Origin of the sequence: Acinetobacter sp. YH12219, assembly GCF_013417875.1 — a bacterium.
Classification (GTDB): Bacteria; Pseudomonadota; Gammaproteobacteria; order Pseudomonadales; family Moraxellaceae; genus Acinetobacter; species Acinetobacter amyesii.
Genome location: NZ_VPDC01000005.1, coordinates 43352 through 55741 on the forward strand (window position 1 = coordinate 43352; position 12390 = coordinate 55741).

The window sequence follows — 12390 nt, forward strand, 5'->3', positions numbered from 1 at the left end:
TATAAACGAAAGAGTGTTCATTATGACGGATGCAACTGCTGGCAAAATCCCACACGTATTGGTAATTATGGATGGTGTGGGTCATCGCGAAGCGGTCGAGGACAATGCCTTTTTAGCAGCAAAACGACCTAACTTGACTGCAATGCAGGAAAAGCATCCGCATGGATTGATTTCAGGCTCTGGCGAAGACGTTGGTTTACCTGATGGTCAAATGGGTAACTCTGAAGTGGGTCACATGAACCTTGGTGCAGGACGTGTGCTGTATCAAGACTTTACTCGTATTACCAAAGATATTCGTACCGGTGCCTTCTTTGAACATGACGTATTAGTCGATGCGGTTGAAAAAGCCAAAGCTGCAAACCGTGCTGTACATATCATGGGCTTGTTGTCTGAAGGTGGTGTGCATTCACATGAAGATCACATTGTGGCGATGGCTGAATTGGCATTAAAACGTGGTGCAAAAGTTTATCTTCATGCATTCCTTGATGGTCGTGATACGCCACCAAAAAGCGCACAACCTTCGCTTGAAAAATTAGATGCGCTGTTTGCTCAGTATCCGGGTCAAGGTCGTATTGCTACCATGATTGGTCGTTACTTTGCGATGGACCGTGACAACCGTTGGGATCGTGTTGAGCAAGCCTATCGCCTATTAACTGAAGGTGAAGCAGTGCGCACTGCAGCGACTGCTGTTGAAGGTCTAGAGCAGGCTTATGCTGCTGAAGAATCAGATGAATTTGTGAAAGCGACGCGTATTGGTGATTTAGCACCGATCCAAGATGGTGATAGCGTTGTCTTTATGAACTTCCGTGCTGACCGTGCGCGTGAAATTACCAAAGCTTTTGTGGAAAAAGATTTTGCAGGTTTTGAACGTAAAGTGGTTCCTGCTTTATCAAAATTTGTCATGTTGACACGTTACCAAGCAACAATTGATGCACCTGTGGCTTATATGCCAGAAGCGTTGCATAACTCGATTGGTGAATACCTGTCTAATTTGGGTAAAACACAACTTCGTATTGCTGAAACTGAAAAATATGCACACGTGACCTTCTTCTTCAGTGGTGGTCGTGAAGATGAATATCCGGGTGAAAAACGTATTTTGATTCCATCACCAAACGTTGCGACTTATGATTTAAAACCAGAAATGAGTGCTTATGAAGTCACTGATGAATTGGTTGCCGCAATTAATTCAGGTGAGTACGACTTACTGGTTGTGAACTATGCCAATGGTGATATGGTTGGCCATACCGGTGTGTTTGATGCAGCAGTCAAAGCGGTTGAAGCTGTAGACACGTGCTTAGGCCGTGTATATGAAGCTGTGATGGCAAATAAAGGTCACATGCTAGTGACTGCCGATCATGGTAACGTAGAGCAAATGCAGGATTACCAAAGTGGTCAGGTGCATACTCAACATACCACTGAACTTGTGCCATTTATCTATGTTGGTCCGACCCATGCAACAATTGCAGAAGGTGGTGTTTTGGCTGACGTAGCGCCGACACTGTTAACTCTTATGCACATTCCTGTACCAACAGAAATGCAAGGTCGTAACTTGATTACTCTTGAATCTTAAAATGTAAGGAAGCATGAATGACTAAAGCACACTGGACGTCAGTTGTAAGCCTTACAGCCTTGCTGCTGTGTTCTAGTCATTCGACATGGGGAGCCGACAAAGCAAAGTCGGCTTTCGATGAGTTTGATGGCAGCTATGAACAAAGTTATGCCGAAGTACCTGTCGAATCGATCCAACAATTTGTTCAAATCTATGGCATTGTCAAAGAAAACTATGTAGTTGAAAAAAATGACGATGCATTATTCCAACAAGCCATCAAAGGTATGGTCAGTGGTTTAGACCGCTATTCACGATATCTTTCACCAGAAGACTATAAGCAGCTTTTGCAATACACCGAAGGGGATATTGCGAGTGTCGATTTCAATTTGCGTTTTGATGCAGGTTTACAGCAATGGGTCATCACCAATTTAAAGCCTGATGCCGATTCAGCAAAGCTAGGTCTGAAAAATGGCGCTGCGGTGTTTAAAATTGATGATCAAGAACTCAAAAAACTCAATCAAGATCAAGTACGACACCTGCTTACCGGCAGTATCGGCTCGACGCTGAATCTACAGTTGATAACTGCAAGTCAACCGATCAATTTGGTCAGAAACACTAAAGTTGAAACAGATATAGAATCTAAATTATTAAATAATCAGGTTTTAGTTTTACACGTTAGAGTTTTTCAACAAGATACAGCCAATGAAATAAAGCGTTTGATTGAAAGTCATGGTTCGCGTGTCAAAGCGGTATTGTTTGATTTAAGAAATAACCCTGGGGGGTTACTGTCCGCAGCAGTAGAGTCTGCCGATTTATTTTTGAATCAGGGCATTATTGTGTCGACTCGAAGTCGATCTGAGGGTGACCAACAATTTCAGGCTTTACCAAGTTTTGAATTTCAAAATATGAAAGTCGGCATCTTAATCAATAATCGTTCTGCTTCTGCCGCAGAGGTCTTTACCGCAGCATTAAAAGAGCATAAACGTGCATGGGTAGCGGGTGAGAAAAGTTATGGTAAAGGTGTGGTTCAAAAACTATTTCCATTGAGTAATGGTGCGGCTTTACAAATGACTGTGTCGCAATATCTGACACCGAATGGCAAAATGATTGAAGGAATTGGGGTGCAGCCAGACTATAACTATCCGCTGCAACATGATGCACGTGAAGATCACTATGTCGATCATGTTGCAGAGTTATTGCTGAATCAAAAATAAACAGCAATACGCTGGAAAGCTTTTACTCTTCGTCTTCGGTATCTAAACCGAATTTTTTCAAACGATAGCGCAATGAACGGAATGACATGCCTAATTTTTTTGCGGCAAGGGTTCGGTTCCAATGGGTGAGATTCAACGCATTCATGAGCACTTCTTTTTCGATATTTTCTAAAAAGAGTTCTAAACCTTCTTCAGGTAGTTTACGAGGAACCACACTCTGTTCGTTGCTGTTTGCAGCAAGCTGAGCGGATTCATTCGTTGTTGGAGCGGAATTGAACTGAGCACTCGGTTGTCTTAATGGCGCACTTTGCAGATGTTGAAGATCAATTTGCTCATCATCGCAGAGGGTCATAGCGCGTTCGATAATATTGCGGAGTTCACGCACATTACCTGGATAATATTGGCTGAGCAGGAAACTCTTCGCACGTTCAGTTAGAGGCCTAGTGGCAATTTCCCATTCATGGCTAATTTTTTGAATAAAATGTTGCGCCAATAAGAGGATATCGTCGCCACGTTCACGTAAGGCAGGCAACACTAAATCCATCACATGGATGCGGAAGAATAAATCTTGGCGGAAGCGACCTTGTTGGACGAGTGCTTCTAAGTCCTGATGGCTGGCGCTGATCACACGGAAATCAACGTCAATTTCACAGTCTGAACCTACAGGACGAATACGTTTTTCCTGTACTGCGCGTAGCAATTTAACTTGCATGGCTAAAGGTAGTTCGGCAATTTCGTCCAAAAATAAGCTACCGCCATGTGCAGATTGAATCAGACCTTGTTTGTCTTGGGTGGCACCACTAAAGCTGCCTTTTTTATGGCCAAAAAGTTCACTTTCCATTAACTCTGTGGGAATTGCCCCGCAGTTAATGGCAATAAAGGGTCCTTCATTACGGTTGCTTAAACGGTGAACCAAATTGGCCACGACCTCTTTACCCGTACCAGATTCACCCGTAATAAAAACAGGTGCTTGTGAACGTGCAATTTTCTTTAGAGTTCGACGCAATTGCTGGATTGGAAGCGATTCACCAATCAACATTTTATGTTCTAAAGCATCTTGCGAAGTAATGTCTTCGGCCAATGGCTTATTCAGGGCTTTTTGTAGCAGTTGTTCAAGATGTTTGGGATTGATCGGTTTGCTGACAAAATCGAATGCTCCCGCCTTTAATGCGGCAATGGCAATGTCCATGTTGCCATAGGCTGTAAGCACAGCAACGGGCAGGGCAGGACAGTGTTCATTCATCCAATCTAAGAGCTGTAGACCATTACCATCGGGTAAGTTGAGATCGGTTAGGCAGGCATCGTAGCTATAGGTAGACAAGGCTTTTTTAGCTTCGTCGAGGCGATGTGCAACATGCGTTTTAACCCCCATCCTTGATAAAGACATCTGCATCAGCATACATAAGTCTTCTTCGTCATCAACTAACAATACCAGTGGTTGTGAATCCACAGTTTTCCCCTAAAAACAATTAAATAACAGCTTGTAAGCACTCAATCCTAAAGCAAGCTCCCTGTTTTTTTTCTACATAGGAAAGCTGTGCTTGATTCGCTTCACAGAAGCTATGAGCAAGATATAATCCTAAACCAGTTCCAGTAATTTCGGTACTAAAAAATGGTTGAAATAACTGTGCGCGGTTTTGTAAAGCAACCCCATGACCGAAATCTCGGACATCGATCTGGACTTTTTTCTGATCCGTACGCGCCACCACTTCGATATACGACATGTCCGGATTGTTATGGCGAATCGCATTACGAATTAGGTTGATTAAAATTTGTCTGAACTGTGCCTCATCAAAATCGATTAAAGTCTTGGCTTGTACATTGAGCCGAATGTTCTGTTGAATGTCTGCCAGATCTTCTTGCAGGAACAACGGTAAAAATTGCTCTAGATTCAGACGAGTCGGATGGGTTTCCTTATTGCGCACCATATTTAGGGTGTCTTGAATAATTCGGTCAATCCGCACCGCTTGACGTGAAATCATATGATTCAACATGTGCTGTTGTTCGGTATCACTTTGCGGATATAAATCATTGGCATGCACAATCGCCGCTAAAGGATTACGAATTTCATGTGCAATACTGGCGGAGAGTTGCCCTAAAGCGGCTAATTTTAGTTGTTGCACTTGCTGATTGAGTTTTTGTGCATCTTGTAAAATCAGCAAGGTCAGCATTTGATGCGGCACAACGAGTTTTTGTACGAGTACCTGAATGTGGTATTGGCTTTGTTGGGATTCAAATTGGAATTTTTCACCGCTTTTTAAATCTTCAAATTTGAGTAATTCAAATAAATCGGGCTGCGTGGTATACAGTGGATATTGATCATGATGATAAAAATTTGGCATGCCGAGTAAATGGCAAGCAGCAGGATTACTCAGCACCACATGACAGTTTTCATCCAACACCAAATAGCCCGTATCAATCTGCTCCAAGATATAGCGGTTAATGTTTTGTAGTCGATGTAGCTCTAAGGATTGCGAAAAATTCAGATTTTCTAGTAACTGGAAACGTTTCACGGCAATTTGCGCACTGCCATACACCACACAAAATAAAAAAGCCAAAATCGCACTGTTGGTTAAATTTTTGAGTGAGGTAAATTCAAGAATTGAACCTAAAAACAGTTGATACACCACGCAAATCACAGCGATGAGGGTGATGACCAAAGCTTTTTGGGCATCTAATAACAGGGATGCTGCAAAAATCGTAATCACAAACAGCAAACTCAAATGTAAATTAGGTCCATCGATGGCTAAGGTCAGTAAGCTCAGCGAAATGACATCTACAATGAATAACAGTAGTAACTGGTTTGGGATCCGGACTTTGAAACGTCCAAGTGACATGAATTGAATGCTGGTAAACAGCAAATAAATCGTCAATACATATAGGTATAAACGTGGGTATTCATAATCTGAACTGAATTGAGTGTAGGTCAGTAAAAAGACCAGTAACAGACAGGCACTGATGATAAAGCGATAAGCACTGTACCAAAGGCCCAAATGATACTGGTTCAATTCACTATGGATTGAACGCTGTGTCATAGTAACAGGATGTACGTTGTGTTAAGGTTTGATTAACCCGTAGCGAATCGCCAAGTGAGTTAGTTTGACATCACTATCAATATTCAGTTTTTCAAAAATACGGTAACGGTAGGTATTCACCGTTTTAACGCTAACGAATAATTTATCAGAAATTTCTTGTGCACTAATACAATTGACCACCATCATGGCAACTTGCATTTCACGCTCAGACAGGGCATCGAAAGGCGATTGTTGGGTATCAGACAAATATGAGCTGGCCAGTTGTTCTGCAATGTCTGCACTGAAATATTTGCCGCCTTGCATCACTTTATTAATCGCACGGACCATTTCAGTGACTGGTGCACCTTTGGTGATATAGCCTTTGGCACCTGCTTTTAACAATAAAGACGGGTAGGGTTCTTCAGCAAGTCCACTGACGGCGAGGACTTTTGTATCTGGCGCTGTTTGGAGTAGGCGACGTGTGGTTTCTACCCCCCCGATCCCCGGCATATTGACATCTAATAAAACAACATTTGGATGGTGTTGGCGAACAAGTGTAATCGCATCTTCACCCGATTCGGCTTGTCCAATGACTTGGACATCTGCATGGTCTTCGAGCATACGGCAAATACCAGTACGGACTAATTCATGGTCATCTACCACCAAAACTGTGATCACCTACACTCTCCCTCAGGTCAAAATCTGTTTTTTTTGTTACATAAAGCAAAATAAGCTTGCAATGAAACGACAAAATTAGCAATCCTATTCTTATATGAAATGAAAAACTTCATACACAATGTGTGAGCAAAAAATGTTCGTAGTTGTGACCAATGTACGGCATATTGCTGGTCTTGCGCAAATGTTTAGTATCCTGAGTTGAGTGAGCAATGGTGAAAAAATTAAATAAATCCTTCATGCACGTTTTGGGCATGTCAATTTTATTCAGTATGAGCAGTTTCAGTTCTGCTGAAATTGTGATGAATAGTGCTGCAAATCAGCAGTCAAATATTAGCTGGTCATCTGAAGATGCAAACCAGTTACTCAACGGTGACGTGTCTTATAGCGCTGAAGAGCCATCTCCTCAAGGGTCAACGAAAGTGACTACTTCTGTACGTAGTACAGGCGGTGTGGTACAGACAGCACCATCGAAAACGGTCCGTATTATTGATACCAATCAATACGCAGGACAGCCCTCTGTAAATGCGCGTGCAGCACTGGTTATGGATGGTCAAACTGGTGAAGTGCTATATAGCAAAAATAGCAATACCGCTTTACCAATTGCATCGATTACCAAACTGATGACAGCAGTGGTGATATCAGATGCCCGATTAAATATGTCGGAAAAAATTACCTTACAACAGGCTGATTTTTCATGTTCAGGCTGTAAAAGTTCAAGTTCAACACTGCGTGCTGGCGACAGTATGAACCGTGCAGAAGCCTTGCTATTTGCTTTGATGAAATCTGAAAACCCAGCGGCTTCGGCATTAGCACGTACTTATCCAGGTGGTCGTTCTGCATTTATTTCAGCGATGAATGCGAAAGCACGCTCATTGGGGATGAACTCGACTCATTATATGGAATCGACAGGTTTGCACCCTGGTAATGTCGCTTCGGCACGTGACTTGGGGATTTTGGTGAATACCGCTTCGCAGTATGGTTTGATTCGCCAATTTTCAACCACACCAAGTTATGACTTTAATTTGGGCTACCGCGTGTTGAAATCAAACAACACCAATGCTTTAGTGCGTAATGGTGGTTGGAATATTAATATTTCAAAAACTGGATTTATTAATGAAGCAGGGCGCTGTGTTGTGATGCATACCACATTGAATAACCGTCCAGCGGTAGTGGTGTTATTGGGTGCGGATTCTTCAGTTGCACGAACCAATGATGCGACACGTTTAATGAATTGGGCGAGCCAGTTACCAAAACGTATTTAAACAAGATTTCAGATTTTTCATTCTTTCAGTATTTAGATTTACTCAACGTTTAAATGCTGAAGTGAATGCAAGATATAAAAAAGCCCTGCATGAGCAGGGCTTTTTTATTTAGTCAGCATATGAATTACATATTTGACAGAATTGAATCACGAACTTGATCCATAGTTGCATCAATCGACAACATCACGGCATCTTGGCATTGCTTGATGGCAGTGTCAGGATCTTTTAGACCGTTACCTGTTACAGTACATACGATTACAGAACCTTCAGCAATTTTACCTGCTTTGATGTCACGAATCGCGCCACCGATAGAAGCTGCAGAAGCAGGTTCTACGAATACACCTTCGTACATAGACAGTAGACGCTGTGCTTCTAAGATTTCAGCATCTTGCAGTTCGTCAAACCAACCTTCTGAGTCGCGGACTACGGCTTTAGCATGGTTCCAGCTTTGTGGGTTACCAATTCGGATCGCAGTTGCTACAGTTTCAGGGTTTTCTACAGGTGCACCGCGTAGGAATGGTGCCGCGCCAGCAGCTTGGTAACCCACCATTGTTGGTAGACCCGCAGGTTTTGGACCTGTGAATTGATCAGTTTCAGGATCATAAACTACTTGTACAAATTCTTCTTTAGGCTGATTCGCCACAGCTTCGGTATAACCCATCCAATGTGCTGTGATGTTACCCGCATTACCTACAGGTAGGCAGTGGTAGTCTGGTGCACGACCTAATTCGTCAACGATTTCGTAAGCAATGGTTTTTTGACCTTGCAGACGGTATGGGTTGATTGAGTTTACAATCGTAACTGGTGCTTGATCCGCAACTTCTTTTACAAGACGCATACCGTCATCGAAGTTACCGTGGATTTGCATCGTTACCGCGCCATACATCATCGCTTGTGCCATTTTACCCATGGCAATTTTGCCTTCTGGGATTAACACGAATGCTTTAATACCCGCACGTGCAGCATAAGCCGCTGCGGCAGCAGATGTGTTACCTGTAGAGGCACAGATAATCGCTTTTGAGCCTGCTTCCACTGCTTTTGTTACGGCCATGGTCATACCACGGTCTTTAAATGAACCAGTCGGGTTTAAGCCCTCGTACTTCACATAAATTTCAACATTTTTGCCAATAATGCGTGGAATATTCTCAAGCTTAATCAGTGGCGTATTACCTTCGCCCAAAGAAATTGCGCGAGTAGTTGCAGATACGGGTAAACGGTCGCGATAGCGGTCAACTAAACCAGTATAACGATTGGCATTAGACATGATGATGTTCCAATTGTGTGTAGAGCTTGGCGAGAGGAACTGAAATATTCCCCTCGACCCGATTAATTATCAAGCGATTCTAAACGAATTCGTACAATTTCGCCATGAATGACAGGCAATGCTTGAATTTGTTGAAGTGCTTCATCCATTTTAGATTCTTTGACTGGATCAGTCAGAATCACGATAGGAATAAGGTCTTTTAAGCGCGGCTGTTGCATGATCGCATCGATGCTAATTCCTGCACGGCTTAAAATCGTAGTGACATCAGCAAGAACGCCAGTTTGATCTTCGGCATTAATACGGATGTAGTATCCAGTGGTCATTTCTTCACGTGGAAGAATTGGTAAATCAGTTAGGGCTTCAAACGCAAGCTGTGGAATTGTACCTGCACCATCTTCGGTATATGAGATGTCACGGACAATATCGACAACATCAGCAACCACCGCTGATGCGGTCGGGCCTGCACCTGCGCCTGCGCCATAGTAAAGCGTTGGACCAACGGCATTGGCTTGAACCAACACAGCATTTTTAACGCCATTTACATTGGCAATCAGTTGGTCTTCAGGGATCAGCGTTGGATGCACACGAAGTTCAATACCCGTTGCAGCACGACGTGCAATACCTAAATGTTTAATACGGAAACCGAGGTCTTCTGCATATTTGACATCTTGCGCAGTAACTTTGCTGATGCCTTCAGTGAAGACTTTGTCAAATTGGAGTGGGATACCAAAAGCAATAGAAGCCAGCAATGTTAACTTGTGCGCCGCATCGATCCCTTCGACGTCGAAGGTTGGATCTGCTTCGGCATAACCGAGTTCTTGCGCTTCTTTGAGAACGTCTGCAAAGGCACGACCTTTTTCACGCATTTCAGTCAGGATAAAGTTACCAGTACCGTTAATGATACCTGCAAGCCAGTCAATTTTATTGGCTGCCAAACCCTCACGGAGGACTTTAATAATTGGGATACCACCTGCGACAGCTGCTTCATAAGCAATCTGAACGTGATGATCATCTGCCAATTTAAATAATTCATTCCCGTGTTCAGCTAATAAAGCTTTGTTGGCCGTGACTACTTGTTTGCCATGAACGATTGCTTCACGAATCACTTCATACGCAGGGTGAATGCCGCCCATAACTTCAACCACAACGTCTACATCGGGTTGACGGACGATATCCAATAAATCAGCACTTTGCTTCACTGAAGCAGGCAGTTCTAAATCAGGACGAGGGCGACGCGTACCCACATGGGTAATTTCAATTTCACGACCGGTGCGACGTTTAATCTCAGCAGCATTTTCTTTTAGTAGTTTAAGGGCACCACCACCCACAGTACCAAGACCGAGGATTGCCAGACGAACTGGTTTCACGTCACACTCCATTTATTTCATCATTGCTTTAAGTGAGTTTAGATCATAGCTAAAAAAACGTTCGGACTCTAGGGTAGAAATCACTTTATTCCTACCCATAAAAAACATTCATTTAGCCTATAAAAATTAGTTATTTAAGCGCACTTTCAAGTTCGGAAGCCGACATGTAAGCACCGATGTGTTTGCCTTCTGCGTTATAGATCGCTGGCGTACCATTCACACCAATATTTAGACCCATTTCATACATGCTGCGCACTGGGTTTTTACATGATGCTGGCTCGATTTGCTCACCGGCAATGGCTTTATCAAATGCGGCACGACGGTCTTTGCTACACCAGATAGTTTCCATCATTGGCATGTGTTGTTCACCACGTGGCCAAGCGATGTAACGGACTTCAATGCCACGGGCATTAATATCATCCATTTGTTCATGTAATTTGTGGCAATAAGGACAGCTGACATCGGTAAACACATAAACCACGTGTTTGGTTTTACCTTTGGCTTTATAAATCAGTAGGTCTTCAGTTTTTAATTGATCAAATAATTTTTTGTTGGCCTCTGCTTGTAGTGTATCGCCTACATTAAAGAGTTGTTTTTCACCTAAACGAACCACGTCGCCTTGGAAAATGTATTTACCATCAGCTGTAGCATAGACCGCTGGCATGCCTTCAAAGCTTACCCAAAACAAATTAGGAACTTCAGTCGCTTTCACCCCAGTGACTTTGGCATTGATATTGGCTTTTTGCAGATTGGATTGCAAAGTATCAATTAAACGCTGCTGAGCATTACGTTCAGATAAATTCGAAGCTTCACCAGTTGCAGGCGTACTTGCCGTTAATGTCGCATCTTTCTTTTCGTCATTATTTGAATTAGAACAAGCCACTAACGCCATACTGGCAACAAGTGTCGATGCGAGAAAAATTTTTGAACGGGTAAATAACATAAACAACCCTTTTCTTTTAGCTTTATCAAACAGGTGAGTAAGCATAGCAAAAAATATCGGGCACAATAGAACTTCTTGGTCTGATATTTCCTGCCGTTAAGCTCTCGGATGATAATCTGAATGTAATTTTTGCATACGAACCTGCGCAACATGGGTATAAATTTGTGTGGTGGATAAGTCACTGTGGCCGAGCAGCATCTGCACGACACGTAAGTCGGCACCGTGGTTGAGCAAATGCGTGGCAAAGGCGTGGCGTAAGGTATGTGGTGATAATTCGGCTTGAATGCCTGCAATGAGCGCATAGCGTTTAATCGCGTACCAAAAGTTTTGGCGACTCATCATTCCACCAAGTTGAGTGAGAAATAAAGCATCGGTTGCACTTTTGTATAAAACGGGACGTGCTTCAGCTAAATACTTCTCGATCCATTCCACCGCCATTTGTCCTAAAGGGACTAAGCGTTCTTTATTGCCTTTACCGGTAATTCGTAAATAGCCTTGTTTAAGATTGATCAGTTCTAATCTTAAATTTAATAACTCAGAGACACGTAAACCACAGGCATACAGCACTTCGAGCATGGCACGATCACGTAGACCCAAAGCGGTGCTGAGGTCTGGGGCATTGATCAGGGCTTCGACATCTGCTTCGGATAAGTCCTTTGGTAGGGCACGACCCAATTTGGGTGTTTTATGGATTGCCACAGGATTGTCATTGCGTATTTTTTGTTCGCGCAAGAACTTGAAAAATGAACGCAGTGCAGAAAGTGAGCGGGCGATCGAGCGTGGACTTTTTCCTTGTTTAGTCAGGCTGAGCAAGACATCTGAAATGTCGTCACTGCTCCAATCTGTCATGACATGCGTATGACACTCACTACATTGAATTAAATCAGATAAATATGCATTTCGGGTATGTGGGCTGACGGTTTGAGCAATTAAATCATCACGATATCCGTGTAAAAAACTGAGTGTTTCTGGAATTTGGACTGGGGTAGGAATACGTGGTTTTTTATTTAACATGTGCCGCTCATTTTCGAAATTAAACCAAGAAATCACAATGGTTTAATGCAATGTAATTTAAAAAAATAGTCGTGTCGATGCTAGA

General features: G+C 42.8%; 10 protein-coding genes. 3 read left to right on the plus strand and 7 right to left on the minus strand.

All coding sequences use genetic code 11. The features are described from left to right. The first annotated feature begins 22 nt into the window (after window positions 1-22). Complete coding sequence (gene gpmI, locus FTV04_RS04645; protein ID WP_180088848.1) at window positions 23-1570, plus strand: 2,3-bisphosphoglycerate-independent phosphoglycerate mutase; 1548 nt, start codon at window positions 23-25, stop codon at window positions 1568-1570. 17 nt (window positions 1571-1587) lie between these two features. Beyond that, complete coding sequence (locus tag FTV04_RS04650; RefSeq protein ID WP_180088849.1) at window positions 1588-2763, plus strand: S41 family peptidase; 1176 nt, start codon at window positions 1588-1590, stop codon at window positions 2761-2763. A gap of 22 nt (window positions 2764-2785) precedes the next feature. Here FTV04_RS04650 and FTV04_RS04655 read toward each other — a convergent pair whose 3' ends face one another. The 3 genes from FTV04_RS04655 to FTV04_RS04665 are packed head-to-tail and all read right to left on the minus strand — an operon-like array spanning window position 2786 to window position 6455. After that, window positions 2786-4213 (minus strand): sigma-54 dependent transcriptional regulator, encoded by a 1428-nt coding sequence (locus FTV04_RS04655; protein WP_180088850.1) that lies wholly within the window; start codon window positions 4211-4213, stop codon window positions 2786-2788. Between the two features lie 19 nt (window positions 4214-4232). Further along, window positions 4233-5798: a PAS domain-containing sensor histidine kinase gene (locus tag FTV04_RS04660; protein ID WP_180088851.1), complete on the minus strand. Its 1566-nt coding sequence runs from the start codon at window positions 5796-5798 to the stop codon at window positions 4233-4235. Window positions 5799-5819: 21 nt separating this feature from the next. Further along, a complete protein-coding gene (locus tag FTV04_RS04665) occupies window positions 5820-6455 on the minus strand; it encodes a response regulator (protein ID WP_078189449.1) in 636 nt (211 codons plus the stop codon). Between the two features lie 212 nt (window positions 6456-6667). On the opposite strand from FTV04_RS04665, the gene FTV04_RS04670 reads away from it, so the two are divergent. Further along, a complete protein-coding gene (locus FTV04_RS04670; protein ID WP_180039982.1) occupies window positions 6668-7717 on the plus strand; it encodes a serine hydrolase in 1050 nt (349 codons plus the stop codon). A 124-nt stretch (window positions 7718-7841) separates the two neighbouring features. Here the strand turns inward: FTV04_RS04670 and thrC are convergent, their stop codons facing one another. The 4 genes from thrC to xerD form a co-directional block, all read right to left on the minus strand. Next, window positions 7842-8981 carry a threonine synthase gene (thrC, locus tag FTV04_RS04675; protein ID WP_078189447.1) on the minus strand — a complete coding sequence of 380 codons (1140 nt, stop codon included), beginning with the start codon at window positions 8979-8981 and terminating at the stop codon, window positions 7842-7844. Window positions 8982-9043: 62 nt separating this feature from the next. Continuing rightward, entirely contained in the window at window positions 9044-10348 is a 1305-nt protein-coding gene (locus FTV04_RS04680; RefSeq protein ID WP_078192857.1) for a homoserine dehydrogenase, read from the minus strand. A 130-nt stretch (window positions 10349-10478) separates the two neighbouring features. Beyond that, entirely contained in the window at window positions 10479-11291 is an 813-nt protein-coding gene (locus tag FTV04_RS04685) for a DsbC family protein (protein ID WP_078189446.1), read from the minus strand. 96 nt (window positions 11292-11387) lie between these two features. Next, complete coding sequence (xerD, locus tag FTV04_RS04690; RefSeq protein ID WP_180088852.1) at window positions 11388-12305, minus strand: site-specific tyrosine recombinase XerD; 918 nt, start codon at window positions 12303-12305, stop codon at window positions 11388-11390. Between the last annotated feature and the right edge of the window lie 85 nt (window positions 12306-12390).

Bases quoted from the DNA above. Each gene is read 5' to 3' on its own strand.
- FTV04_RS04685 (WP_078189446.1), bottom strand. From the start codon at position 11,291: ATGTTATTTACCCGTTCAAAAATTTTTCTCGCATCGACACTTGTTGCC.
- FTV04_RS04660 (WP_180088851.1), bottom strand. From the start codon at position 5,798: ATGACACAGCGTTCAATCCATAGTGAATTGAACCAGTATCATTTGGGC.
- gpmI (WP_180088848.1), top strand. From the start codon at position 23: ATGACGGATGCAACTGCTGGCAAAATCCCACACGTATTGGTAATTATG.
- thrC (WP_078189447.1), bottom strand. From the start codon at position 8,981: ATGTCTAATGCCAATCGTTATACTGGTTTAGTTGACCGCTATCGCGAC.
- FTV04_RS04650 (WP_180088849.1), top strand. From the start codon at position 1,588: ATGACTAAAGCACACTGGACGTCAGTTGTAAGCCTTACAGCCTTGCTG.
- xerD (WP_180088852.1), bottom strand. From the start codon at position 12,305: ATGTTAAATAAAAAACCACGTATTCCTACCCCAGTCCAAATTCCAGAA.